This window comes from Escherichia coli (genome assembly GCF_036503815.1).
GTDB classification, from domain to species: Bacteria; Pseudomonadota; Gammaproteobacteria; order Enterobacterales; family Enterobacteriaceae; genus Escherichia; species Escherichia coli_F.
On sequence record NZ_AP027764.1, the window covers coordinates 3100346 to 3126136 of the forward strand.

Here is a 25791-nt window from a genome sequence, read left to right on the forward strand (position 1 = left end):
CAGCCAATGCTTTCAGTCGTGACTAATTTTCCTTGCAGAGGCTTGTCTGAAGCGGTTTCCGCGATTTTCTTCTGTAAATTGTCGCTGACAAAAAAGATTAAACGTACCTTATACAAGACTTTTTTTTCATATGCCTGACGGAGTTCACACTTGTAAGTTTTCAACTACGTTGTAGACTTTACATCGCCAGGGGTGCTCGGCATAAGCCGAAGATATCGGTAGAGTTAATATTGAGCAGATCCCCCGGTGAAGGATTTAACCGTGTTATCTCGTTGGAGATATTCATGGCGTATTTTGGATGATAACGAGGCGCAAAAAATGAAAAAGACAGCTATCGCGATTGCAGTGGCACTGGCTGGTTTCGCTACCGTAGCGCAGGCCGCTCCGAAAGATAACACCTGGTACACTGGTGCTAAACTGGGCTGGTCCCAGTACCATGACACTGGTTTCATCAACAACAATGGTCCGACCCACGAAAACCAACTGGGTGCAGGTGCTTTTGGTGGTTACCAGGTTAACCCGTATGTTGGCTTTGAAATGGGTTATGACTGGTTAGGTCGTATGCCGTACAAAGGCGACAACATCAATGGCGCATATAAAGCTCAGGGCGTTCAACTGACCGCCAAACTGGGTTACCCAATCACTGACGATCTGGACGTTTACACTCGTCTGGGTGGTATGGTATGGCGTGCAGACACCAAGTCTAACGTACCTGGTGGCGCATCCACTAAAGACCACGACACCGGCGTTTCTCCGGTCTTCGCTGGCGGTGTTGAGTACGCGATCACTCCTGAAATCGCTACCCGTCTGGAATACCAGTGGACCAACAACATCGGTGACGCACACACCATCGGTACTCGTCCGGACAACGGCCTGCTGAGCCTGGGTGTTTCCTACCGTTTCGGTCAGGGCGAAGCAGCTCCAGTAGTTGCTCCGGCACCAGCTCCGGCACCGGAAGTACAGACCAAGCACTTCACTCTGAAGTCTGACGTTCTGTTCAACTTCAACAAAGCAACCCTGAAACCGGAAGGTCAGGCTGCTCTGGATCAGCTGTACAGCCAGCTGAGCAACCTGGATCCGAAAGACGGTTCCGTAGTTGTTCTGGGTTACACTGACCGCATCGGTTCTGACGCTTACAACCAGGGTCTGTCCGAGCGTCGTGCTCAGTCCGTTGTTGATTACCTGATCTCTAAAGGTATCCCGGCAGACAAAATCTCTGCACGTGGTATGGGTGAATCCAACCCGGTTACTGGCAACACCTGTGACAACGTGAAACAGCGTGCTGCGCTGATCGACTGCCTGGCTCCGGATCGTCGCGTAGAGATCGAAGTTAAAGGCATCAAAGACGTTGTAACTCAGCCGCAGGCTTAAGTTATCGTCTGATAGAAAAACCCCGCAGCTGCGGGGTTTTTTTTCGCCTTGCGTAAATTGAACTGACTTTCGACAGTTATTCCTTACCCAGCAATGCCTGCAGATCCTGCTTTAGAGAAGACATTTTATTCGCGTATTTCTCTTTGTTTTCCGCATCTTCAATCAGCTGAACAATCGTTTCAGAAAGCGTTTTACCGCGACGCTGCGCCAGACCTGCCAGACGTTGCCAGACAATAAATTCCAGATCGATCGATTTTTTGCGCGTATGCTGGTGTTCCGCATTAAAATGGCGCTTCCGTCTGGCCCGAATGGTTTGCTTCATGCGATTGACCAGTTCCGGATTCATATGCTTGTCAATCCAGCCATTTACCAGCACGGGTTCATTTTCCAGCGAGAGCAACACATCGACGGCTTCCTGGGCGGCACTGGCTTCTATGTAACGGGTGATTAACTCCCCTTCGCGGTGCTTCTTCACCAGATACTTCCATTTCCAACCGCTTTCAAGATTTTCAAGTTGTTGATATTTCATAGCGATCTCAATGTTACCGTGTAACTCTTTACAGAATATCAGCTTTTTAGGCCAGTGAAGAAAAGAATCTCCATCCTGTGAGCTTTAACGCCCATGCCAGGAGTATTGTCGGTGCTTTCTACGTGTGCTGCAGTGCCGGTTACGGTATAATCGCGGCTTTGACAACAGACTAAAAAACATCAACTTTGACCATTACGAAACTTGCATGGCGTGACCTGGTTCCTGATACCGATAGCTATCAGGAAATATATGCTCAGCCACATTTGATTGACGAAAACGATCCTTTATTCAGTGATACTCAACCGCGACTGCAATTTGCGCTGGAGCAGTTGCTGCATACGCGAGCATCCTCCTCTTTTATGCTGGCGAAGGCCCCGGAAGAGTCTGAGTATCTGAATCTTATTGCCGATGCCGCGCGTGCGCTACAAAGCGATGCAGGCCAACTGGTGGGCGGTCACTATGAGGTTTCCGGCCACACCATCCGCTTACGTAACGCAGTGAGTGCAGATGATAATTTTGCGACTTTAACGCAAGTTGTCACTGCCGACTGGGTAGAAGCGGAACAACTCTTTGGCTGTCTGCGCCAGTTTAATGGTGACATTACCCTGCAGCCAGGTCTGGTGCATCAGGCAAATGGCGGTATTCTCATCATCTCTTTGCGTACACTGCTGGCGCAACCTCTGCTGTGGATGCGGCTGAAAAATATCGTTAACCGCGAGCGTTTTGACTGGGTTGCGTTTGATGAGTCGCGCCCTCTCCCCGTCTCTGTGCCTTCGATGCCATTGAAGCTGAAAGTCATTCTGGTAGGCGAACGTGAATCATTGGCTGATTTCCAGGAGATGGAACCAGAGCTTTCAGAGCAGGCTATTTATAGCGAATTTGAAGACACTCTGCAGATTGTCGATGCGGAGTCAGTAAGCCAGTGGTGTCGCTGGGTGACATTGGCCGCCAGACATAATCACTTACCTGCACCGGGAGCGGATGCCTGGCCGGTACTTATCCGCGAAGCCGCACGCTACACCGGTGAACAAGAAACACTGCCGCTTAGCCCGCAGTGGATCCTCCGCCAGTGTAAAGAGGTCGCCTCACTGTGTGATGGCGACACCTTCTCCGGCGAGCAGCTAAACTTAATGTTACAGCAGCGTGAATGGCGCGAAGGTTTCCTCGCTGAACGCATGCAGGATGAGATCCTTCAGGAGCAAATCCTGATTGAAACCGAAGGCGAACGCATCGGGCAAATTAACGCCCTTTCGGTCATTGAATTTCCGGGTCATCCACGCGCTTTTGGCGAACCTTCTCGCATTAGCTGCGTTGTGCATATTGGCGATGGTGAATTCACCGACATCGAACGCAAAGCGGAGCTTGGCGGCAATATCCATGCGAAAGGGATGATGATCATGCAGGCGTTCCTGATGTCGGAACTACAGCTTGAGCAACAGATCCCCTTCTCAGCATCGCTGACATTTGAGCAGTCATACAGTGAAGTGGATGGCGATAGTGCCTCGATGGCTGAACTCTGCGCCCTGATAAGCGCCCTCGCCGATGTGCCGGTGAATCAGAGTATTGCTATCACAGGTTCAGTCGATCAATTCGGTCGCGCCCAGCCAGTCGGTGGTTTAAATGAGAAAATCGAAGGCTTCTTTGCTATTTGCCAGCAACGTGAGTTAACGGGGAAACAAGGTGTCATTATCCCCACTGCTAACGTTCGCCATTTAAGTCTTCACAGTGAACTGGTGAAAGCAGTAGAGGAAGGCAAATTCACCATCTGGGCAGTAGACGATGTGACTGAAGCACTGCCGTTATTATTAAATCTGGTGTGGGATGGCGAAGGCCAAACGACGCTGATGCAAACCATCCAGGAACGTATCGCGCAAGCATCGCAACAGGAAGGACGTCACCGTTTTCCATGGCCATTACGTTGGCTGAACTGGTTTATTCCGAACTGATCGGACTTGTTCAGCGTACACGTGTTAGCTATCCTGCGTGCTTCAATAGAATAAGGCTTACAGAGAACATGGTAGATAAACGCGAATCCTATACAAAAGAAGACCTTCTTGCCTCTGGTCGCGGTGAACTGTTTGGCGCTAAAGGCCCGCAATTGCCAGCACCGAACATGCTGATGATGGACCGTGTGGTCAAAATGACCGAAACGGGTGGTAACTTCGACAAAGGGTATGTTGAAGCAGAACTGGATATCAATCCGGATCTGTGGTTCTTCGGATGCCACTTCATTGGCGATCCGGTTATGCCGGGATGCCTGGGCCTGGACGCAATGTGGCAGCTGGTAGGGTTCTACCTCGGCTGGCTGGGCGGCGAAGGTAAAGGCCGCGCACTGGGTGTTGGCGAAGTGAAATTCACTGGTCAGGTTCTGCCGACAGCAAAAAAAGTGACCTACCGTATTCACTTTAAACGCATTGTTAATCGTCGTCTGATTATGGGTCTGGCAGATGGCGAAGTGCTGGTTGATGGTCGTCTGATCTATACCGCCAGCGACCTGAAAGTCGGTCTGTTCCAGGATACGTCTGCCTTCTGATTATAATCAGACAGAGTATCAAAAGGCGAAACCTCCGCAATGCGGAGGTTTCTTTTTAAAGAGACAGAATCAGGCCATTACTACCCTGTCCGCCATGGCTTCTCGCCAGCCTCCCAGCCATTGTGACCTTTGATTCAGCGTCTGATAGGGACACATTTCTTTTGAGCGTCCGGCGATGCCGGCCTGATAACCACGTTGATGTGCCCGTTCCAGGCGATCTCGTTTTTGTCTCTTCATGCCTCGTTTCCCTCATACTGGTTTCTGGTGGAAAAGAAAACAGTGATTACTAAATGTGCAATCACAGTTAAGCAATACCGCGAATCATAACTGCCGTCAATGCGCAAAATTCACGCCACTGTCATATTTGTGAGCTACACGGGCATGTCGGTTGTACAAAAAATGTGAAGAGGAACAACTTTTTCCGCACGTTAGAAACAAAAAAACCGCCTCAGGTTACATACCGGAGACGGTTATATTTACAAATCTTTATAATTAAGGTAGACGCTTTATCTCTTGCGCAATAGAAGCGGCTTCCTGACTCCAGACACTGGCCAACACTTTAACCATCTCATCGTAACCATCCTGAGTTTGCACCCCTTCCAGACGGAACGGACGTTTGATCAGTTGTCCCTGGTGGTTCAACAGCCACTCACCACTGACAATGACCTTGCCATCATAGCGACCGTTAAACTCCGTTACGGTAACATTGAGCGTGTCCTGGGCGCTTCCCAGAGGCTGGGAGGCAACCACCCAACCGGGCAGTTGCGTGCTCAGGTTGGCAACCAGGGTGTTGCGCAACTGTTGATCCAACGGGCTGGCCCACAAGTTGTTGTTGGCAATCACATACTTCACATCACTGGTTTGATAAACCACACCATTCCCCGCCAGATAGTCAGGAACAGCGACCTGCTCTACCCATAACAGGCGATTACCCTGGCTGGCGGTACTTTGTGTACCGCTCTGCACCACAGGTAACTGGTAATAGTTTTTATTGATCTCGCCGGAGCTGCATCCGGCCAGCCACAGTGCCGCAATCGTCACTAGCCACTTTTTCATTGTTTCGCCCTCTTCGGCTCTGGATCTTTTTTGTCCTTCGCTTCAAATACCAGCGCGTTACTCTTCTCGTTGAGCGTTTTCAGCACCGGCTGCAGTTCACGCAACACCTGATCAAGGCGCTGCATATCCGCCACCATCTTGTTGTAGGCTGCGGAGCCAGGCTGGAAGCCCTGCATACTGCGATTCAACTCACGTAATGTTGACTGCATATCGGTCGGCAACTGCTGCATCGACTGGCTGGCGAGGATCTTGTTCATGCTATCCAGTGTCGTTTGCAGGTTTTTCATGGTGCGCTGACTTTCAGAAAGCGTACTGGTCGCCTGCTCAATCATCGGATTCAATGGCAGTTTGTTGATCTTATCCAACGCTTCCATCAGACGCTGCTGGATTTGCGCCAGGCCACCGCTAACGGTCGGGATAATCTGATAACCATTAAACTCACGAATACCGGTAATAGCAGGGCTATTTGGATAGAAATCGAGATCAACATACAGTGCGCCAGTGACCAGATTTCCGGTCTTCAGCGATCCGCGTAAACCACGTTTCAACAATTCGCCAAGGTGCTCAACAACATCCGCATTTTCACCAAGCTGCATTTTCAGCCGCTCTGGTTCGATACGAATCAGTACCGGAATACGGTAATCATCGTTAAATGTCTGCCGCATATTCGGCGCAAAGAACGGTACTTTGCTTACGGTACCCAGGCGAATACCCCGGAATTCTACCGGAGCTCCCGGTTGCAGACCGCGTACCGAATCTTTAAAGAACATCAGATAATCAATGTGATCGGTGTACAACGAATCCTGGATGCTCTTCTGATCATCATACAAAACGAAAGCTGTTTTCGGTGCCACCGGCTGCCCTAAATCCAGACCTTCCGGCACATCAAAGCTGACACCGCCACTAAGCAGCGTTGTCAATGAGCCCATCTCCACACGCATTCCTGCTGACGTCAAATCAACCGCAATTCCACTATCTTTCCAGAAGCGAACATTGCTGGTCACCAGACGGTCATAAGGTGCATTGATGAACAGTTGATAGCTGATATTGCGTTTTTGCGTATCGAAGGTGCTGGTTTCAACCGAACCTACCCGATAGCCACGGAACAGCACGGGATCTCCTGGCGAGAGCTGCCCGGCTTTTTTGCTATCGAGAATCACACGGATACCTTTCGCATCAGGCGGGGCCAACGGTGGCGAGTCCAGCAAATCGTATTTATCCATTTTGCTGCCTTTCGCGCCTGGCTGCAGTTCGATATAAACCCCAGACAGCAGCGTTCCCAGGCCGCTAATCCCTTCTCGACCAATCTGCGGTTTCACCACCCAAAAGACGGTATCTTTATGCAGCAATTTTTCCATACCGGAATTCAGCCGCGCTTTGATTTCAACGTGCGTCAAATCATCAGCCAGTGTGGCGCTTTCAACCACGCCGACGTCAACGCTACGGCTTTTAATGGTGGTTTTACCACCTTCTATTCCTTCCGCATTCGCGGTGATCAGGGTCACTTCCGGCCCCTGATGGCTGTAATGATAAAAAAGAACCCAGGCCCCAATGAGCGCCGTGACGATAGGAAATATCCACACGGGAGACCAGTTCTTCACTTTCTGGATTTTGGCTTCCCCATTATTAGATTCCATACTGTCAGGACTCCTCATGCTCTGATTCAGGTTGACGATCCCACGACAAACGCGGGTCAAACGTCATAGCAGAAAACATTGTCATTATGACGACTAAAGCAAACATTAATGCACCCATTGCCGGATAAATACTCATTAAACCTCCCATACGCACCAGCGCCGAGAGCACCGCGATAACGAAAACGTCAATCATCGACCAGCGGCCTACAAACTCAACAACTTCATAAATCAAATGCATTCTTTCACTGTCGCGCTTGCCATGCCCTTTGGCATCCCAACACAACCACGCGATGGCGATCATCTTTAACGTTGGCACCATAATACTGGCCAGAAAGATAACCGCAGCGACGGGATAAGATCCTTCGCTCCATAACAGGATGACCCCAGCGAGAATCGTCGATGGCATCTTCGAGCCTAATAAATCCGTCACCATGATGGGCAAAATATTCGCCGGCAGATACAACATGATGGACGTAACAAGCAGTGCGAGTGTCCACTGCAGGCTGTTTCTACGACGAACATACCCTTTGGTACTACAGCGCGGGCACACAGGTTCATCAGCAGGAAGGATTGCCGTGCAACAGGAGCACGAACGCAGCCCCTGGCGTATCCCCGTGACGCCCGGTTTTAGCGGCTGGCGCAGTTCTGGCATTGGGGCGATATCGTCCCATAACCAGCGACGATCAACACACTGAAAGGCGCGCAGTTGCAGGACACAAAATAAACACCAGGGGAGAAAGCTACTGCCGACACCAATGCTGCCGTAGGCCATCAGTTTAACGAAACTCACCAGCACACCCGCGAGGAAAATCTCCGCCATTCCCCAGGTTTTGAGTTGAAAAAGCACCCGTGCCAGTTGCTCTTTTAAACGGACCGGTAATTGTGCGCGATTAACCAGTAACAGAATAGTTATCAGACAAAACGCGGGAACCAGTTGCACAAACAACAGGAAAAAGGTGCCGAGGCTGGCGTAGTCCTCAGAAAAAAGCACGCCGGGAATTTCCAGTAATGTAATTTCACTGGTGACTCCCGCAACGTTCATATTCACAAAAGGAAACAAGTTGGACAGCAACAGCATGAACAGTGCAGCCAACGCATAGGCGGTAGGACGCTGCCGAGGGGCATCCCACGCCACGGTTAACGTTGTGCCACACCGGGGACATGCCGCTTTCTGACCATGCTCAAGGCGCGGTAACGCCACCAGCATGTCACACTGCGAGCACAGGATGTGCTTCGCGGCATGATGATGTTCGCACATTGGTACTCCTTAATGATGCGCTATTTTACAGATGACTAACAAAGTGTTGGTTTTCATGCCTGATAAACCCAGTGCATCAGGCAATTTTACCGTTGTCAGCTGTCTCTGTTTAAATCGACTATTTTGCGATCAGCCACCATTTTTTAACGCTTCAAGATACTCCCAGCGTTCAAAGGCTTGCTCCAGCTCCTGCTCTGCAGCAGCCATATCGGCGAGCACTTTTTGTGTCTGCTCATGCGGCTGACTGAAGAAGGAAGCATCCGCCACCTGCGTCTGTAGGGCTTCCAGCTTCGCCTCCAGATCTTCGAGCAATTGCGGTAGCTGCTCCAGTTCGCGCTGCAATTTATAGCTTAGTTTGCTACTGCTGCGTTTTACAGTTTCTGCTTTTGGCACGGCGGTTTCTTCGGTTTTTTTCACCGCAGGCTGTTTGAGCGCCACATACTGTTCTTGCTGACCACGGGCGTCATGATAGCCGCCAACATAACGACCAATTTTACCGTCGCCTTCGAAGATCCAGCATTCTGTTACGGTATTATCGACAAACTGACGATCGTGACTCACCAGCAATACCGTGCCCTGGTAGCTGTCGATCAGTTCTTCCAGCAATTCCAGCGTTTCGACATCAAGGTCGTTGGTCGGTTCGTCAAGAATCAATAAGTTGCTTGGTTTGAGGAACAAACGCGCCAGCAGCAAGCGGTTACGCTCACCGCCAGATAGCGCACGTACCGGCGTCATCGCCCGTTTCGGATGGAACAGGAAGTCCTGCAAATAACCCAGTACATGGCGTGGTTTGCCGTTAACCATCACTTCTTGTTTGCCTTCGGCCAGGTTATCCATCACCGTTTTATCGGGATCCAGTTCCGCGCGGTGCTGATCGAAATAAGCCACTTCCAGTTTGGTGCCAACGTGAATACGCCCGCTGTCCGCCTGAAGCTGACCGAGCATCAGTTTCAGCAGCGTGGTTTTGCCGCATCCATTCGGACCAATCAGGGCAATTTTGTCGCCACGTAGAACCTGGGCAGAAAAATCTTTCACCAGTTGCTTACCGTCGACCTGGTAGCAAACGTCTTCCATTTCGAAAACGATCTTACCGGAGCGGCTGGCCTCTTCCACCTGCATCTTTGCAGTACCCATCACTTCGCGACGTTCGCCACGCTCGCGACGCATTGCTTTCAGGGCGCGTACGCGGCCTTCATTACGGGTACGGCGCGCTTTGATCCCCTGGCGGATCCACACTTCTTCCTGCGCAAGTTTGCGATCGAACTCGGCATTTTGTAGTTCTTCCACGCGCAGGGCTTCTTCTTTTTCCAGCAGGTACTGGTCGTAATTCCCAGGATAGGTCACAAGCTTGCCGCGATCGAGATCAACAATGCGCGTCGCCATATTGCGGATAAACGAACGGTCGTGGGAGATGAAAATTATCGTCCCATTGAAGGTTTTAAGGAATCCTTCCAGCCAGTCGATGGTTTCGATATCCAGGTGGTTAGTCGGTTCGTCGAGCAGCAATACGCGCGGATTGCTCACCAGCGCGCGTCCTAATGCCGCTTTACGCAACCAGCCGCCGGAAAGCGACGACAGCGCAACGTTAGGATCTAACCCCAGTTGCGCCAGCACTTCGTTAATGCGGTTTTCCAGCTGCCACAGGTTGTGGTGATCCAGCTGTTCCTGAACCTTCGCCAGTTCGTTGAGATTTTTCTCGCTCGGGTCGTTCATCACCAGGCGCGAAATATCGTGATAGCGTTTCAGGTATTCCGCTTGTTCTTCAATGCCTTCGGCAACGAAATCATAAACGCTACCCTCAACGTTACGCGGCGGATCCTGTTGCAGACGAGCTACAATCAAATCTTGCTCGTAAATAATGCGACCGTCATCCAGCCCTTGTTCACGGTTGAGGATTTTCATTAACGTCGATTTGCCTGCGCCGTTACGGCCTACCAGACAAACACGTTCGTTATCTTCGATATGCAGTTCTGCGTTATCGAGAAGCGGCGCGTCGCTGAACGACAGCCATGCGCCATGCATACTGATTAATGACATTACTATTCCTTTCAGGCTGCGGTAATCAGCCAGCAGTTGTGGATCTGGCGGTTACGGGCGAAATCCTGGGAGAGCGTTTTTTGCGTAATTTCTTGTGCTTTCAGTCCCAGTTTTGCCAGTCCGTCAAGATCCATACGGAATCCACGTTTGTTGTTCGAGAACATGATCGTCCCACCAGCACGCAGCAGACGTTTCAAATCTTTCATCAGCGCCAGATGATCGCGCTGAACATCAAACGCATCTTCCATTCGTTTTGAGTTAGAGAAGGTTGGCGGATCAATAAAGATCAGATCGAACTGTTCATTTGCCTCACGCAGCCATGCCAGGCAATCGGCCTGAATCAGGCGATGCGCTCGGCCAGTTAAGCCATTCAGACGCAGGTTGCGTTCTGCCCACTCCAGATAAGTACGCGACATATCCACGGTGGTGGTGCTGCGTGCACCGCCTAATCCCGCATGCACGGTGGCGCTGCCGGTATAAGAGAACAGGTTGAGGAAATCTTTGCCTTTGCTCATCTGACCGAGCATACGACGGGCGATACGGTGATCGAGGAACAGACCGGTATCGAGGTAATCCGTCAGGTTCACCCACAAGTGAGCGTTATATTCGGTAACTTCAAGAAACTCGCCCTTCTCGCCCAGTTTCTGGTACTGATTTTTGCCCTTCTGGCGTTCACGGGTTTTCAGCACCAGTTTGTTTGGCGCAATCCCCAGTACAGAAATGGTTGCAGCGATAATATCGAACAGACGCTGACGCGCTTTGTGCGCATCAATAGTTTTTGGCGGCGCATACTCCTGCACTACCACCCAGTCGGCATAACGGTCAACGGCAACGTTATACTCCGGCAGATCGGCATCATACAGGCGATAACATTCAATCCCTTCCTGACGTGCCCACTTCTCGAATTTTTTGAGGTTCTTACGCAGGCGGTTGGCGTAGTCTTCCGCTACCATTGCCGGTTTGCTGTCTGGTGTGCTTTCGGCAACGTGATAATTTTTCTGTACGCAGTCCAGCGGGCCGTTTTTCGCCTTGTACTGTTTGTCTGCACGCAGCTGCAGGCAGCTTAGCAGATCCGGCGAGGCACTAAACAAAGAGAGATTCCAGCCACCGAACTGGTTTTTCATAATTCGGCCCAGCAGGCTATGCAGCGCAATCAGCGCCGGTTCGCTGTCCAGACGTTCACCGTATGGCGGGTTGCTCAACACTGTACCGTACGGCCCTTTCGGCAGCGGATTGGTCAGTTGCGCAACATCTTTCACCTCAAAGGTGATCAGTTCACCAATCCCCGCAAGACGGGCGTTAGTGCGCGCACGTTGAATCACCCGTGCGTCGCTGTCCGAACCGTAAAAATGAGAGCTATACTCAGCCAGGCCTTTACGGGCGCGAGTTTGCGCTTCCGCTTTCACTTCCTGCCAGATAGCTTCATCATGCTGCGCCCAGCCGCTAAAGCCCCAACGCCCACGGTGCAAACCTGGTGCGCGATCGGTCGCCAGCATCGCAGCTTCAATCAGCAACGTACCAGAACCACACATTGGATCGAGCAGCGGTGTTCCCGGCTGCCAGCCGGATCGCATCACAATCGCGGCTGCCAGGGTTTCTTTGATCGGCGCAATACCAGCACGATCGCGATAGCCACGCAGATGTAAACCATCACCACTGAGATCAAGGGCGATACTGGCAGTTTCTTTATGCAGCCAGACGTTAACGCGGATATCCGGCGCATCGCGATCAACATTTGGACGCGGCAAATTTTTCCGCGTGAAAGCATCGACGATCGCGTCTTTCACTTTCATCGCGCCGTACTGGCTGTTGCGAATGGTGTCATTTAAACCACTGAAATGGACAGCGAAGGTCGCGCCAGGATTAAACATCTCTGTCCAGTTGATCGCCTGAACGCCGAGATAGAGGTCTAAATCACTGTAAACCTTACACTCGCCCAGCGGCAACATAATACGCGAGGCCAGGCGGCTCCACATCAGGCTCTGGTAAACAAGCCGTGTGTCGCCCTTAAAATGGACCCCACCCTGAACCACCTGGCATTCAACGGCCCCCAGGTTTTCCAGTTCAGTTTTTAACAGCTCTTCCAGCCCACGGGCCGTACTGGCAAACAGAGAATTCATATCGTCACTTTTACTCTAAGAAAATTGTTGCGCATTATAGCTAATAAGCGCGTCATGTCATAAAGTTGAGGGCTTATTTTCATTTGAGGACCGCACCGTGGCGACATTAACCCGGCTTTTTATTCATCCTGTTAAATCGATGCGCGGCATTGGTCTTACACATGCTCTGGCAGATGTCAGTGGTCTGGCCTTCGATCGCATCTTTATGATCACGGAACCTGACGGTACGTTTATTACCGCTCGCCAGTTTCCCCAGATGGTACGGTTTACTCCTTCACCTGTGCATGATGGCTTGCATCTCACCGCACCAGATGGCAGTAGCGCATATGTTCGTTTTGCTGATTTCGCCACACAAGACGCACCAACCGAAGTTTGGGGCACACATTTTACCGCGCGAATTGCGCCAGACGCGATCAACAAATGGTTAAGTGGATTTTTCTCCCGCGAAGTGCAATTGCGCTGGGTGGGGCCACAAATGACCCGGCGCGTGAAACGCCACAACACTGTACCTCTGTCATTTGCTGATGGCTATCCTTACCTTCTTGCTAACGAAGCCTCGTTACGTGATCTCCAACAACGTTGTCCGGCCAGTGTAAAAATGGAGCAATTCCGCCCCAATCTGGTGGTTTCCGGCGCGTCAGCCTGGGAAGAAGATAGCTGGAAAGTGATTCGTATTGGTGATGTGGTGTTTGATGTGGTTAAGCCTTGCAGCCGCTGTATTTTCACCACCGTCAGTCCGGAAAAAGGACAAAAGCATCCGGCAGGTGAACCATTAAAAACATTGCAATCTTTCCGAACAGCCCAGGATAACGGCGATGTCGATTTTGGTCAGAATTTAATTGCCCGTAATAGTGGCGTGATTCGCGTTGGCGACGAGGTGGAAATTCTTGCAACGGCTCCGGCGAAAGTTTACGGCGCAGCTGCCGTGGACGATACCGTCGACGCCGCACAGCAACCGGACGCAAATGTAGATATTGACTGGCAAGGGCAGGCATTTCGTGGAAATAACCAACAGGTTCTGCTGGAGCAATTAGAAAATCGGGGAATTCGTATCCCTTATTCTTGCCGCGCGGGCATTTGTGGAAGCTGCCGTGTTCAGCTTTTAGAAGGCGAAGTCACACCGCTCAAAAAATCGGCAATCAGCAATGATGGTACCATTCTTTGCTGTAGTTGTGTGCCGAAGACTGCGCTTAAACTAGCGCGTTAAACTGCCTGTTCGAGGCTGAAACTGTCAACATTAACCTGCGGTTTCAGCCTGTCATTCATGATTTTGATGGCGTCCCCCAACTGCATCGCGCGACCCGCAATAACAACGCAGGGTTGTGCCAGCAGGCATAGTGCGGCATTTTCGCCAGATTCAACGACCAGCAAATTGACTTGCTCGTGAGTGTCGCTCAACCAAACGCAGGCCGCATCGCCCGGCATGGGCACCCACATTTCACCATGGGAAACAAAATGCCAGCTTTTCGGCATTTGTGGTTTGAGATAACGAATTGCCACCAGTGCATTGAGCACAAGTTCGGCTTTTTGTTCTTTAGATAAATTAAAATCGCGGCATTTTTCTTCAAATGAGAAATAGAGCGCGGCGTCGTCAACGCAAAAGCCTGCGGGAGAAAAGGCATCTGGAGTCAACATTTTGCGCGCAAAACGTGAGCGAAATAGCATACCATTGGCTAAATCGAGCATCATTCGATCGTGCTCTTCATCGTAATACCAACGCCAGTTATCGTCTGGTTTAATTCGCATTTGCCTCTCCCCTACCCTATAAAACCGCAGCAACACAATCCATTGTCGCTTCGCTTAATAACCTCAACAATAAAAGTACAAAATGTCTAAATAAGCAACAGCGATGAATATAAAACAACCAGGGCTTAAAATAAAGCCCTGATTATCTTATAAAGAGGAATTCGAAGAAATAATTAGATATGGGTAACGATTTCTTTAATCAGCGGCGGACCTTTAAAAATAAAACCAGAATAAATTTGCACCAGTGAGGCCCCCGCAGCAATCTTTTCACGCGCAGCGATAACCGAGTCAATGCCGCCAACACCGATGATCGGTAAGCGACCGTTTAATTCCTGTGACAAGCGGCGAATAATTTCTGTGCTTTTTAACTGAAGCGGACGACCACTTAAGCCACCGGTTTGATCACAATTTTTCATTCCCTGAACCAGAGAACGATCGAGCGTGGTATTGGTTGCAATAACGCCATCAATATTATGGCGAACTAAACTATCGGCAACCTGGATCAATTCTTCTTCAGAAAGATCCGGCGCGATCTTCACTGCGATCGGCACATATTTATGGTGCATCGCTTGCAAATCATTTTGCTTATTTTTAATCGCGGTTAAGAGATCATCCAGCGCTTCGCCATATTGCAGTGTGCGTAATCCTGGGGTATTCGGCGATGAAATATTGATGGCGATATATCCCGCATAAGCATAGATTTTTTCCATACAAATCAGATAGTCATCTTTACCCTGCTCCACCGGCGTATCTTTATTTTTGCCGATGTTAATACCCAGGACGCCATCATAATGGGCTTTTTTTACGTTCTCTACGAGGTTATCAACGCCAAGATTATTAAAGCCCATACGGTTGATCAAACCTTCGGCATCTACCAGACGAAAGAGACGCGGCTTGTCATTACCTGGCTGTGGACGTGGCGTGACGGTACCGATCTCGATAGATCCAAACCCCATCGCGCCTAACGCGTCAATGCACTCCCCGTCTTTATCAAGACCGGCTGCCAGACCAAGCGGATTTTTAAACGTCAGGCCCATGCAGTTAACAGGTTTCGCAGGCACTTTCTGCCGCACCAGTGCTTCAAACGGCGTTCCTGTAATACGGCGTAATTGCTGAAAAGTAAACTCATGAGCGCGCTCTGGATCGAGCTGGAAAAGGGCTTTACGAACGAAGGGGTAGTACATGAACTCTCCTGGATTCCCGGTGTGCAAACCGGGGGCGTATTATGTGCGAGTTCGGACTAAAAGGGAATTGGCCTGTGGCAAAAAATAGCAAACGTTTTCTTATTGCGCTTTTTTTATGCTTTTTTTGGCTTTTCTTCCTCAGATAAATCATTTCGACTCGCGGGCCACCTCTGTCAGACTGACCGAATTGTTATCAATGTTAACAAAACAAGAACAATTGGTTATAAGGAGAGAGTATGCGTGTCATCACCCTGGCGGGTAGTCCTCGCTTTCCTTCTCGCTCCAGCTCCTTGCTGGAATATGCGCGGGAAAAACTGAATGGCCTGGATGTAGAGGTTTATCACTGGAATCTGCAAAACTTCGCCCCGGAAGATCTGCTCTATGCCCGTTTCGATAGTCCGGCGCTAAAAACCTTCACCGAACAATTGCAACAGGCCGATGGGTTGATTGTCGCCACGCCAGTGTATAAAGCCGCCTATTCCGGAGCGCTGAAAACCCTGCTCGACCTGCTGCCTGAACGCGCTTTGCAAGGCAAAGTGGTGCTGCCGCTGGCAACGGGCGGCACGGTGGCCCATCTGCTGGCAGTCGATTACGCCCTTAAACCGGTTTTAAGCGCACTGAAAGCCCAGGAGATCCTGCACGGCGTGTTTGCCGATGACTCACAAGTAATTGATTACCACCACAAACCCCAGTTCACGCCAAATCTGCAAACCCGTCTTGATACCGCGCTAGAAACTTTCTGGCAGGCACTTCACCGCCGTGATGTTCAGGTTCCTGACCTTCTTTCTCTGCGAGGTAATGCCCATGCGTAACATCATTAAACTGGCGCTTGCGGGATTGCTTAGCGTCTCGACACTCGCAGTTGCCGCGGAATCTTCGCCAGAAGCGTTAAGGATTGGCTATCAGAAAAGCAATATCAGTTCGGTACTGGCGAAAAATTACCAAATGCTGGAAAAACGCTATCCGCAAACAAAAATCTCGTGGGTGGAGTTTCCCGCGGGTCCGCAAATGTTGGAGGCGTTGAACGTTGGCAGTATTGATCTCGGCAGTACCGGGGATATTCCACCAATCTTTGCTCAGGCCGCCGGGGCTGATTTGGTGTACGTGGGCGTCGAGCCGCCGAAGCCCAAAGCCGAAGTGATTCTGGTGGCAGATAACAGCCCGATCAAAACCGTAGCCGATCTTAAAGGTCACAAAGTTGCTTTTCAGAAAGGTTCCAGTTCACACAACCTTTTACTGCGAGCCCTTCGCCAGGCCGGGCTTAAATTCACGGATATCCAGCCCACTTACCTGACGCCCGCCGATGCCCGCGCCGCGTTCCAGCAAGGTAACGTCGACGCCTGGGCTATCTGGGATCCCTACTATTCCGCCGCGTTATTACAGGGCGGCGTGCGGGTGCTAAAAGACGGCACCGATCTCAATCAAACTGGATCGTTTTATCTGGCTGCCCGTCCGTATGCAGAAAAAAACGGCGCATTTATTCAGGGTGTACTGGCAACCTTTAGTGAGGCCGATGCGTTAACCCGCAGCCAGCGCGAGCAAAGCATCGCTTTACTGGCAAAAACGATGGGCTTACCAACGCCGGTGATTGCCTCTTATTTAGATCATCGCCCCCCTACCACCATCAAACCGGTTAACGCCGAGGTTGCCGTCTTACAGCAGCAAACGGCAGATCTGTTTTATGAAAACCGTCTGGTGCCGAAAAAAGTCGATATTCGCCAGCGCATCTGGCAGCCCACTCAACTGGAAGGAAAACAATTATGAGTCTGAATATGTTCTGGTTTTTACCGACCCACGGTGACGGGCATTATCTGGGAACGGAAGAAGGTTCACGTCCGGTTGATCACGGTTATCTGCAACAAATTGCGCAAGCGGCGGATCGTCTGGGCTATACCGGTGTGCTCATCCCGACGGGGCGATCGTGTGAAGATGCGTGGCTGGTGGCAGCGTCGATGATCCCTGTGACGCAACGGTTGAAGTTTCTTGTTGCCCTGCGCCCCAGTGTGACATCGCCTACCGTTGCCGCCCGCCAGGCCGCCACGCTGGATCGTCTCTCTAACGGACGCGCGTTGTTTAATCTGGTCACAGGCAGCGATCCGCAAGAGCTGGCAGGCGACGGCGTATTCCTTGATCATAGCGAGCGTTACGAAGCCTCGTCTGAATTTACACAGGTCTGGCGGCGCTTATTGCAGGGCGAAACCGTCGATTTTAACGGTAAACATATTCATGTACGTGGAGCAAAACTGCTCTTCCCGCCGATTCAACAGCCTTATCCTCCGCTTTACTTTGGCGGATCGTCAGATGCTGCCCAGGATCTGGCCGCTGAACAGGTAGATCTTTATCTCACCTGGGGCGAACCGCCTAAACTGGTAAAAGAGAAGATCGCGCAAGTGCGGGCGAAAGCTGCCGCACATGGACGCAAAATTCGTTTCGGTATTCGCCTGCATGTGATTGTCCGCGAAACTAACGACGAAGCGTGGCAGGCCGCTGAGCGCTTAATCTCCCATCTTGATGATGAGACCATCGCTAAAGCACAAGCCGCGTTTGCCCGCACGGATTCCGTGGGGCAACAGCGAATGGCGGCGCTACATAACGGCAAGCGCGACAATCTGGAGATCAGCCCCAATTTATGGGCGGGCGTTGGCTTAGTGCGCGGCGGTGCCGGGACGGCGTTGGTGGGCGATGGTCCGACGGTCGCCGCGCGAATCAACGAATACGCTGCGCTTGGCATCGACAGCTTTGTGCTTTCTGGTTATCCGCATCTGGAAGAAGCGTATCGGGTCGGCGAGTTGTTGTTCCCACATCTGGATATTGCCATTCCGGAAATTCCCCAGCCACAACCGCTGAATCCGCAAGGCGAAGCGGTGGCGAATGATTTTATCCCCCGTAACGTCGCGCAAAGCTAAGGAACAAAATGATGGCAACGCCAGTGAAAAAGTGGTTATTGCGCGTTGCCCCCTGGTTTTTACCGGTGGGCATCGTGGCGGTGTGGCAACTGGCCTCCTCGGTTGGCTGGTTGTCGACGCGTATTTTGCCCTCACCGGAAGGGGTGGTGACGGCGTTCTGGTCGCTCTCAGCCAGCGGCGAATTGTGGCAACATCTGGCGATCAGCTCCTGGCGGGCGCTGATTGGTTTTTCAATTGGCGGATCGCTGGGCTTGATTCTGGGACTGATTAGCGGGCTGTCGCGCTGGGGAGAACGGCTGCTGGATACCTCAATTCAAATGTTGCGCAACGTGCCGCATCTGGCGCTGATCCCACTGGTGATTTTGTGGTTTGGCATTGATGAATCCGCGAAAATCTTTCTGGTGGCGCTCGGCACACTATTCCCCATTTATATCAACACCTGGCACGGCATCCGTAATATCGATCGCGGTCTGGTGGAAATGGCGCGTAGCTATGGATTATCCGGCATACCGCTGTTTATCCATGTGATCCTGCCTGGTGCCCTGCCCTCAATTATGGTCGGCGTACGTTTTGCGTTGGGCCTGATGTGGCTGACGCTGATTGTTGCCGAAACCATTTCTGCCAATTCCGGCATTGGTTATCTGGCGATGAATGCGCGGGAGTTTTTGCAAACGGATGTGGTGGTAGTCGCCATTATTCTCTACGCCCTGCTCGGCAAACTTGCTGACGTCAGCGCGCAGCTGTTAGAGCGCCTCTGGCTGCGCTGGAATCCGGCTTATCATTTGAAGGAGGCCACGGTATGAATACTGCTCGTCTGAACCAGGGCACACCCTTGTTACTCAATGCAGTAAGCAAACATTACGCGGAAAATATCGTCCTGAACCAACTGGATTTACATATTCCGGCAGGTCAGTTTGTGGCGGTGGTGGGCCGCAGCGGTGGTGGCAAAAGTACCCTGCTGCGCCTGCTGGCAGGTCTGGAAACGCCAACCGCAGGCGATGTGTTAGCGGGTACCACACCGCTGGCTGAGATTCAGGAAGACACGCGAATGATGTTTCAGGATGCGCGTCTGCTACCGTGGAAATCGGTGATTGATAACGTTGGGTTAGGCCTTAAAGGTCAGTGGCGCGATGCCGCGCGTCGGGCGCTGGCAGCGGTAGGGCTGGAGAATCGCGCGCGGGAATGGCCTGCCGCACTTTCTGGCGGGCAGAAACAGCGTGTGGCGCTGGCAAGAGCGTTGATTCATCGACCGGGTTTATTATTGCTTGATGAACCGCTCGGGGCGCTGGACGCCCTGACTCGGCTCGAGATGCAGGATTTGATTGTGTCACTTTGGCAGGAGCACGGCTTTACCGTACTGTTGGTGACGCATGATGTGAGCGAAGCGGTAGCAATGGCGGACCGGGTGTTGTTAATTGAAGAGGGAAAAATTGGTCTGGATTTGACGGTGGATATCCCCCGTCCGCGCCGGTTAGGGTCGGTGAGATTAGCGGAGCTGGAAGCGGAAGTGTTGCAACGGGTGATGCAGCGTGGTGAATCTGAAACTCGCCTGAGAAAACAGGGGTAAATTCCCCGAATGGCGGCGCTATTGCCGCCATTCGGTTATTTATCAAGCCAGTGCTTTAGTTATCTTCTCGTACAGATCGCCAGAGAGATTTTCCAGCCCTTTCAACTGCTCCAGCGCCGCGCGCATTTTCTCCTGACGTTTGGCATCGTAACGCTTCAGGCGAATCAGCGGTTCAATCAGACGTGAAGCCACCTGCGGGTTACGGCTGTTGAGGTCGGTAAGCATTTCCACCAGGAACTGGTAACCGCTGCCATCTTCGGCATGGAACGCTGCCGGGTTGCTGCCCGCAAACGCGCCAATCAACGAACGAATGCGGTTCGGGTTGCTCATGGTAAATGAGCGATGCTGCAACAGACCACGCACCGTCTCCAGCACATTCGCCGCCGGGCTGGTGGCTTGCAGGATAAACCATTTATCCATCACCAGACCATCCTGATGCCACTTGTCGTCGTACTCCTGCATCAGCGCGTCACGGCATGGCAACTGTGCAGCAACCGCCGCAGAAAGCGCGGCCAGCGCATCGGTCATATTGTTTGCTTCATGGAACTGCTTGCTTACCAGCACGTCAGCCAGATGCGTTTCACCAAAAGCGAGGAAGCGCAGGCAGGCATTTCGCAGAGTGCGTTTTGCAATATCTTCATGCTCAACGCGATACTCGCTCTGGTAATTCGCGTTGTAAATAGCCAGCAGCTCATCCGCCAGTTCAGTCGCCAGAGTACGGGTGAGTGCTTCACGCACTTCGGCAATAGCAATCGGATCGATGATATCGAACAGTTCTGCCATTTCATTTACCGAAGGCAGCGTCAGAATTTCTGCCGCCAGCGCCGGATCAATCTTCTCATCGAGCAGCACCGCGCGGAAAGCGTCAGCCACATGCACCGGCAGAGACAGCGGCTGCCCTTGCTGATGACGGGCGACGTTGAGCTTGATGTAGGTTGCCAGCAGGCTTTGCGCCGCATCCCAGCGGGAGAAATCATTACGCGCATGACGCATCAGGAAGGTCAGTTGCTGATCGCTCCACTTATATTCCAGTTTCACTGGCGCAGAGAATTCGCACAGCAGTGCGGGCACCGGCTGGAAGTAGACATTATCAAAGACAAAGGTCTGTTCCGCCTGGGTGACGTTCAGCACCGAATTCACCGGGTGACCGCCTTTCTGCAACGGGATCACTTTGCCTTCGTTGTCATACAGTTCGATGGCAAACGGAATATGCAGCGGCTGTTTTTCTGCCTGATCCGGCGTAGCAGGCGTGCGCTGGCTGATGGTCAGGGTGTACTGCTCGGTTTCCGGATTATAGTCGTCTTTGACGGTCACAACCGGCGTACCAGACTGGCTGTACCAACGGCGGAAATGGGAGAGATCGACATTCGACGCATCTTCCATCGCCTGAACAAAGTCGTCGCAGGTTGCCGCGCTGCCATCATGGCGCTCAAAATAGAGCTGCATCCCTTTCTGGAAGTTTTCTTCGCCCAGCAGAGTGTGGATCATGCGAATCACTTCCGCGCCCTTCTCATAAACGGTCAGGGTGTAGAAGTTGTTCATTTCAATAACCATATCCGGGCGGATCGGGTGCGCCATCGGGCTGGCGTCTTCCGCAAACTGCAATCCGCGCATGGTGCGCACGTTGTTGATACGGTTTACTGCGCGGGAACCAAGATCAGAGCTGAACTCCTGATCGCGGAACACGGTTAAGCCTTCTTTCAGGCTGAGCTGGAACCAGTCGCGACAGGTCACACGGTTACCGGTCCAGTTGTGGAAATATTCGTGACCAATAACGCGCTCAATATCGAGATAATCTTTATCGGTCGCGGTATCGGTGCGCGCCAGTACATACTTAGAGTTAAAGATGTTAAGACCTTTATTCTCCATTGCGCCCATATTGAAGAAATCCACCGCGACGATCATATAGATGTCGAGGTCATACTCCAGACCGAAGCGTTCTTCATCCCACTTCATGGAATTTTTCAGCGAGGTCATCGCCCACGGTGCACGGTCGAGATTACCACGATCAACATACAGCTCTAGCGCCACTTCGCGACCAGAACGCGTGGTGAAGGTGTCGCGCAGTACATCAAAGTCACCTGCCACCAGCGCAAACAGGTAGCACGGTTTCGGGAACGGGTCCTGCCATTGTACCCAGTGGCGTCCATTTTCCAGTTCGCCTTGCGCAACGCGGTTACCGTTGGAAAGCAGGAAGGGATATTTGGTTTTATCGGCAATAATTTTGGTGGTAAAACGCGCCAGCACGTCCGGGCGGTCGAGATAATACGTAATATGGCGGAAACCTTCGGCTTCACACTGGGTGCAAAGCGCATCGCCTGACTGATAAAGCCCTTCCAGCGCAGTATTCGCCGCCGGGCTTATTTCATTAACAATCTTGAGCGTAAAACGCTCCGGCAAATTACTGATGACCAGTGCGCCCTCTTCTTCTTTCCAGGCGGTCCACGGCTCATCATTAATATGAACAGAAACCAGTTTAAGATCTTCGCCATCAAGACGAAGCGGAGCATCTGATGCACCATGACGGACAGCCTGGCTGACCGCGGTAACGACCGTCTTTTGCGCGTCCAGGTCAAAGGTCAAGTCAATATCAGTAATCTGGTAATCCGGCGCACGATAATCGTGACGGTATTTGGCTTGTGGCTGTTGAGTCATAAATAACCTTTAGCATCTTTTATAGAGTCTGGTGTTCAGTCTATTCCTGTTGCGTAAATCGCGCTATGCAGAATCTTCATCTTTTCAGGTACAAACGCCTTTATTGCTACATTTTTATAACATACGCAGCGCAATACCATCGACCAGAAAGGTGACATATGGTGTGATCGGGGTTCAATAAATTACGAAACAAGGTATACTCCAGCAGTTCCTGAAGATGTTTATTGTACTAAACGCTCCTGTACGAGGACGCTACTGCGCACCTATGACACAATTCGCTTCTCCTGTTCTGCACTCGTTGCTGGATACAGATGCTTATAAGTTGCATATGCAGCAAGCCGTGTTTCATCACTATTACGATGTGCATGTCGCGGCGGAGTTTCGTTGCCGAGGTGACGATCTGCTGGGTATTTATGCCGATGCTATTCGTGAACAGGTTCAGGCGATGCAGCACCTGCGCCTGCAGGATGATGAATATCAATGGCTCTCAGCCCTGCCTTTCTTTAAAGCCGACTATCTTAACTGGCTACGCGAGTTCCGCTTTAACCCGGAACAAGTCACCGTGTCCAACGATAATGGCAAGCTGGATATTCGTTTAAGCGGCCCGTGGCGTGAAGTCATCCTCTGGGAAGTTCCTTTGCTGGCGGTTATCAGTGAAATGGTACATCGCTATCGCTCACCGCAGGCCGACGTTGCGCAAGCCCTCGACACGCTGGAAAGCAAATTAGCCGACTTCTCGGCATTAACCGCCGGTCTTGATATGTCGCGCTTCCATCTGATGGATTTTGGCACCCGCCGACGTTTTTCTCGTGAAGTACAAGAAACCATCGTGAAACGCCTGCAACAGGAATCCTGGTTCGTAGGCACCAGCAACTACGATCTGGCGCGTCGGCTTTCCCTCACGCCAATGGGAACACAAGCACACGAATGGTTCCAGGCGCATCAGCAAATCAGTCCGGATCTTGCCAACAGCCAGCGAGCTGCACTTGCAGCCTGGCTGGAAGAATATCCCGACCAACTTGGCATTGCGTTAACCGACTGTATTACCATGGATGCTTTCCTGCGAGATTTCGGCGTAGAATTTGCCAGCCGCTATCAGGGCTTGCGTCATGACTCCGGCGACCCGGTTGAATGGGGCGAAAAAGCCATTGCACATTATGAGAAGCTGGGAATTGATCCACAGAGTAAAACGCTGGTTTTCTCTGACAATCTAGATTTACGCAAAGCGGTTGAGCTATACCGCCATTTCTCTTCCCGCGTGCAATTAAGTTTTGGTATTGGGACTCGCCTGACCTGCGATATCCCCCAGGTAAAACCCCTGAATATTGTCATTAAGTTGGTTGAGTGTAACGGTAAACCGGTGGCGAAACTTTCTGACAGCCCTGGCAAAACTATCTGCCACGATAAAGCGTTTGTTCGGGCGCTGCGCAAAGCGTTCGACCTTCCGCATATTAAAAAAGCCAGTTAATATCATCAGGGAGCTAATCGGCTCCCTTTTTTTACCTTTAATTCCGAAATCTTTCGCTGCATTTGCGAATTCTGCTTGTCTGATTGCAGATGCCAGGTAACATAGGTATCCCCCCATTGAAGGGTGGACAAGTGTTTATTTTTTCCGACTATTAACAGAGAGAATATTATGAGCGTTGTGCCTGTAGCCGACGTACTCCAGGGCCGCGTAGCCGTTGACAGCGAAGTCACCGTGCGCGGATGGGTACGTACCCGCCGAGATTCAAAAGCTGGCATCTCCTTCCTCGCCGTTTATGACGGTTCCTGCTTTGATCCTGTACAGGCTGTCATCAATAATTCTCTGCCCAATTACAATGAAGACGTTCTGCGTCTGACCACCGGTTGCTCGGTCATTGTGACGGGTAAAGTCGTGGCGTCGCCAGGCCAGGGGCAACAATTTGAAATTCAGGCCAGCAAGGTTGAAGTTGCTGGTTGGGTTGAAGATCCAGACACTTACCCGATGGCGGCAAAACGCCACAGCATTGAGTATCTGCGTGAAGTCGCTCACCTGCGTCCGCGCACAAACCTGATTGGTGCCGTCGCGCGCGTTCGCCATACGCTGGCGCAGGCGCTGCATCGCTTCTTTAACGAGCAGGGATTCTTCTGGGTTTCAACGCCACTGATTACTGCGTCTGATACCGAAGGGGCTGGCGAAATGTTCCGCGTTTCTACGCTGGATCTGGAAAACCTGCCGCGTAACGATCAGGGCAAAGTGGATTTCGACAAAGACTTCTTTGGTAAAGAGTCTTTCCTGACCGTATCTGGCCAGTTGAATGGCGAAACCTACGCTTGCGCATTGTCCAAAATTTATACCTTCGGCCCGACTTTCCGTGCTGAAAACTCCAACACCAGCCGTCACCTGGCGGAATTCTGGATGCTGGAGCCGGAAGTGGCGTTTGCTAACCTGAACGATATCGCGGGTCTGGCTGAAGCCATGCTGAAATATGTCTTCAAAGCGGTTCTCGAAGAACGCGCTGACGACATGAAATTCTTCGCTGAACGCGTAGATAAAGATGCCGTTTCACGTCTGGAACGCTTTATTGAGGCCGATTTCGCGCAGGTGGATTACACCGACGCAGTGACCATTCTCGAAAACTGCGGCAGGAAGTTTGAAAACCCGGTTTACTGGGGCGTCGATCTCTCTTCTGAGCATGAGCGTTATCTGGCAGAAGAACACTTTAAAGCACCGGTAGTGGTTAAAAACTATCCGAAAGATATTAAAGCGTTCTATATGCGCCTTAACGAAGACGGTAAAACCGTTGCGGCTATGGATGTTCTGGCTCCGGGCATCGGTGAAATCATTGGTGGTTCTCAGCGTGAAGAGCGTCTGGACGTGCTGGACGAGCGTATGCTGGAAATGGGCCTGAATAAAGAAGATTACTGGTGGTATCGCGATCTGCGTCGCTACGGTACTGTTCCGCATTCCGGTTTCGGTCTTGGTTTTGAACGCCTGATTGCTTACGTAACTGGCGTGCAAAACGTGCGTGATGTGATTCCGTTCCCACGTACTCCGCGTAACGCCAGCTTCTAATTTAGCGTCTTCAAGAGCCAGCGCCCGCTGGCTCTTTTTTTATCCTTTCTGTCAAGTTATCTGTTTGTTAAGTCAAGCAATCTATTTGCAACCCCGCCATAACGATCATCCTGTTACGGAATATTACACTGCAACATTTGCGCACAAAAAATAAT

At 51.4% G+C, this 25791-nt stretch carries 21 protein-coding genes; 11 read left to right on the forward strand and 10 right to left on the reverse strand.

Features of this window, described 5'->3' with window-relative positions; all coding sequences use genetic code 11:
* The first annotated feature begins 318 nt into the window (after window positions 1-318).
* On the forward strand, window positions 319-1371 hold the full coding sequence (gene ompA, locus AABJ99_RS14965) for a porin OmpA (RefSeq protein WP_039020485.1): 1053 nt from the start codon (window positions 319-321) through the stop codon (window positions 1369-1371).
* A gap of 76 nt (window positions 1372-1447) precedes the next feature.
* Here the strand turns inward: ompA and matP are convergent, their stop codons facing one another.
* A complete protein-coding gene (gene matP, locus AABJ99_RS14970; protein ID WP_000877161.1) occupies window positions 1448-1900 on the reverse strand; it encodes a macrodomain Ter protein MatP in 453 nt (150 codons plus the stop codon).
* A 185-nt stretch (window positions 1901-2085) separates the two neighbouring features.
* Between matP and ycbZ the strand changes: the two genes are divergently transcribed.
* Entirely contained in the window at window positions 2086-3846 is a 1761-nt protein-coding gene (ycbZ, locus tag AABJ99_RS14975; protein ID WP_039020484.1) for an AAA family ATPase, read from the forward strand.
* A gap of 68 nt (window positions 3847-3914) precedes the next feature.
* Window positions 3915-4433, forward strand: coding sequence for a bifunctional 3-hydroxydecanoyl-ACP dehydratase/trans-2-decenoyl-ACP isomerase (gene fabA / locus AABJ99_RS14980; RefSeq protein ID WP_000227927.1), 519 nt, complete (start codon window positions 3915-3917; stop codon window positions 4431-4433).
* A gap of 69 nt (window positions 4434-4502) precedes the next feature.
* Here the strand turns inward: fabA and rmf are convergent, their stop codons facing one another.
* From rmf to rlmKL, 6 genes are all read right to left on the reverse strand, one after another.
* A complete protein-coding gene (gene rmf / locus AABJ99_RS14985) occupies window positions 4503-4670 on the reverse strand; it encodes a ribosome modulation factor (RefSeq protein ID WP_000828648.1) in 168 nt (55 codons plus the stop codon).
* A gap of 255 nt (window positions 4671-4925) precedes the next feature.
* Window positions 4926-5489 carry a membrane integrity-associated transporter subunit PqiC gene (gene pqiC / locus AABJ99_RS14990; protein WP_000759110.1) on the reverse strand — a complete coding sequence of 188 codons (564 nt, stop codon included), beginning with the start codon at window positions 5487-5489 and terminating at the stop codon, window positions 4926-4928.
* The gene (gene pqiB / locus AABJ99_RS14995) at window positions 5486-7126 is read right to left on the reverse strand and encodes an intermembrane transport protein PqiB (protein ID WP_000445539.1); all 1641 of its coding nucleotides are present in this window, start codon (window positions 7124-7126) and stop codon (window positions 5486-5488) included. The genes pqiC and pqiB overlap by 4 nt, the downstream gene beginning before the upstream one ends.
* A 4-nt stretch (window positions 7127-7130) precedes the next feature.
* Window positions 7131-8384: a membrane integrity-associated transporter subunit PqiA gene (pqiA, locus tag AABJ99_RS15000; protein WP_032183877.1), complete on the reverse strand. Its 1254-nt coding sequence runs from the start codon at window positions 8382-8384 to the stop codon at window positions 7131-7133.
* Between the two features lie 129 nt (window positions 8385-8513).
* Window positions 8514-10421: an ABC transporter ATP-binding protein gene (gene uup, locus AABJ99_RS15005; RefSeq protein WP_039020483.1), complete on the reverse strand. Its 1908-nt coding sequence runs from the start codon at window positions 10419-10421 to the stop codon at window positions 8514-8516.
* An 11-nt stretch (window positions 10422-10432) separates the two neighbouring features.
* Window positions 10433-12541, reverse strand: coding sequence for a bifunctional 23S rRNA (guanine(2069)-N(7))-methyltransferase RlmK/23S rRNA (guanine(2445)-N(2))-methyltransferase RlmL (gene rlmKL, locus AABJ99_RS15010; protein WP_001086527.1), 2109 nt, complete (start codon window positions 12539-12541; stop codon window positions 10433-10435).
* A gap of 97 nt (window positions 12542-12638) precedes the next feature.
* Between rlmKL and ycbX the strand changes: the two genes are divergently transcribed.
* A complete protein-coding gene (gene ycbX / locus AABJ99_RS15015) occupies window positions 12639-13748 on the forward strand; it encodes a 6-N-hydroxylaminopurine resistance protein YcbX (protein WP_000224279.1) in 1110 nt (369 codons plus the stop codon).
* Here ycbX and zapC read toward each other — a convergent pair.
* A complete protein-coding gene (gene zapC, locus AABJ99_RS15020) occupies window positions 13745-14287 on the reverse strand; it encodes a cell division protein ZapC (RefSeq protein WP_001295353.1) in 543 nt (180 codons plus the stop codon). The genes ycbX and zapC overlap by 4 nt on opposite strands.
* Window positions 14288-14460: 173 nt before the next feature.
* A complete protein-coding gene (gene pyrD, locus AABJ99_RS15025) occupies window positions 14461-15471 on the reverse strand; it encodes a quinone-dependent dihydroorotate dehydrogenase (RefSeq protein WP_001305914.1) in 1011 nt (336 codons plus the stop codon).
* Window positions 15472-15707: 236 nt separating this feature from the next.
* Between pyrD and ssuE the strand changes: the two genes are divergently transcribed.
* From ssuE to ssuB, 5 genes are read left to right on the forward strand one after another with little or no spacing between them, the layout of a single operon-like run.
* Entirely contained in the window at window positions 15708-16283 is a 576-nt protein-coding gene (gene ssuE / locus AABJ99_RS15030; protein WP_001263932.1) for an NADPH-dependent FMN reductase, read from the forward strand.
* Window positions 16276-17235: an aliphatic sulfonate ABC transporter substrate-binding protein SsuA gene (gene ssuA, locus AABJ99_RS15035; protein WP_039020481.1), complete on the forward strand. Its 960-nt coding sequence runs from the start codon at window positions 16276-16278 to the stop codon at window positions 17233-17235. The genes ssuE and ssuA overlap by 8 nt, the downstream gene beginning before the upstream one ends.
* Window positions 17232-18377 carry an FMNH2-dependent alkanesulfonate monooxygenase gene (ssuD, locus tag AABJ99_RS15040; protein WP_039020480.1) on the forward strand — a complete coding sequence of 382 codons (1146 nt, stop codon included), beginning with the start codon at window positions 17232-17234 and terminating at the stop codon, window positions 18375-18377. The genes ssuA and ssuD overlap by 4 nt, the downstream gene beginning before the upstream one ends.
* A gap of 11 nt (window positions 18378-18388) precedes the next feature.
* The gene (gene ssuC / locus AABJ99_RS15045; protein ID WP_032183869.1) at window positions 18389-19180 is read left to right on the forward strand and encodes an aliphatic sulfonate ABC transporter permease SsuC; all 792 of its coding nucleotides are present in this window, start codon (window positions 18389-18391) and stop codon (window positions 19178-19180) included.
* A complete protein-coding gene (ssuB, locus tag AABJ99_RS15050; RefSeq protein WP_039020479.1) occupies window positions 19177-19944 on the forward strand; it encodes an aliphatic sulfonates ABC transporter ATP-binding protein in 768 nt (255 codons plus the stop codon). Before ssuC ends, ssuB begins: the two co-directional genes overlap by 4 nt.
* A gap of 42 nt (window positions 19945-19986) precedes the next feature.
* Here the strand turns inward: ssuB and pepN are convergent, their stop codons facing one another.
* On the reverse strand, window positions 19987-22599 hold the full coding sequence (pepN, locus tag AABJ99_RS15055; RefSeq protein WP_000193809.1) for an aminopeptidase N: 2613 nt from the start codon (window positions 22597-22599) through the stop codon (window positions 19987-19989).
* A 265-nt stretch (window positions 22600-22864) separates the two neighbouring features.
* Between pepN and pncB the strand changes: the two genes are divergently transcribed.
* Window positions 22865-24067, forward strand: coding sequence for a nicotinate phosphoribosyltransferase (gene pncB, locus AABJ99_RS15060; protein ID WP_001305916.1), 1203 nt, complete (start codon window positions 22865-22867; stop codon window positions 24065-24067).
* A 168-nt stretch (window positions 24068-24235) separates the two neighbouring features.
* Window positions 24236-25636 (forward strand): asparagine--tRNA ligase, encoded by a 1401-nt coding sequence (gene asnS / locus AABJ99_RS15065; protein ID WP_000117881.1) that lies wholly within the window; start codon window positions 24236-24238, stop codon window positions 25634-25636.
* The last annotated feature ends 155 nt before the right edge of the window (window positions 25637-25791 follow it).

Coding starts and splice junctions, on each gene's coding strand:
- uup (WP_039020483.1), bottom strand. CDS start 10,421: ATGTCATTAATCAGTATGCATGGCGCATGGCTGTCGTTCAGCGACGCG.
- ssuC (WP_032183869.1), top strand. CDS start 18,389: ATGGCAACGCCAGTGAAAAAGTGGTTATTGCGCGTTGCCCCCTGGTTT.
- ssuE (WP_001263932.1), top strand. CDS start 15,708: ATGCGTGTCATCACCCTGGCGGGTAGTCCTCGCTTTCCTTCTCGCTCC.
- pncB (WP_001305916.1), top strand. CDS start 22,865: ATGACACAATTCGCTTCTCCTGTTCTGCACTCGTTGCTGGATACAGAT.
- matP (WP_000877161.1), bottom strand. CDS start 1,900: ATGAAATATCAACAACTTGAAAATCTTGAAAGCGGTTGGAAATGGAAG.
- rlmKL (WP_001086527.1), bottom strand. CDS start 12,541: ATGAATTCTCTGTTTGCCAGTACGGCCCGTGGGCTGGAAGAGCTGTTA.
- ssuB (WP_039020479.1), top strand. CDS start 19,177: ATGAATACTGCTCGTCTGAACCAGGGCACACCCTTGTTACTCAATGCA.
- fabA (WP_000227927.1), top strand. CDS start 3,915: ATGGTAGATAAACGCGAATCCTATACAAAAGAAGACCTTCTTGCCTCT.
- pepN (WP_000193809.1), bottom strand. CDS start 22,599: ATGACTCAACAGCCACAAGCCAAATACCGTCACGATTATCGTGCGCCG.
- pyrD (WP_001305914.1), bottom strand. CDS start 15,471: ATGTACTACCCCTTCGTTCGTAAAGCCCTTTTCCAGCTCGATCCAGAG.
- pqiA (WP_032183877.1), bottom strand. CDS start 8,384: ATGTGCGAACATCATCATGCCGCGAAGCACATCCTGTGCTCGCAGTGT.
- ssuA (WP_039020481.1), top strand. CDS start 16,276: ATGCGTAACATCATTAAACTGGCGCTTGCGGGATTGCTTAGCGTCTCG.
- pqiB (WP_000445539.1), bottom strand. CDS start 7,126: ATGGAATCTAATAATGGGGAAGCCAAAATCCAGAAAGTGAAGAACTGG.
- ssuD (WP_039020480.1), top strand. CDS start 17,232: ATGAGTCTGAATATGTTCTGGTTTTTACCGACCCACGGTGACGGGCAT.
- ompA (WP_039020485.1), top strand. CDS start 319: ATGAAAAAGACAGCTATCGCGATTGCAGTGGCACTGGCTGGTTTCGCT.
- asnS (WP_000117881.1), top strand. CDS start 24,236: ATGAGCGTTGTGCCTGTAGCCGACGTACTCCAGGGCCGCGTAGCCGTT.
- rmf (WP_000828648.1), bottom strand. CDS start 4,670: ATGAAGAGACAAAAACGAGATCGCCTGGAACGGGCACATCAACGTGGT.
- zapC (WP_001295353.1), bottom strand. CDS start 14,287: ATGCGAATTAAACCAGACGATAACTGGCGTTGGTATTACGATGAAGAG.
- pqiC (WP_000759110.1), bottom strand. CDS start 5,489: ATGAAAAAGTGGCTAGTGACGATTGCGGCACTGTGGCTGGCCGGATGC.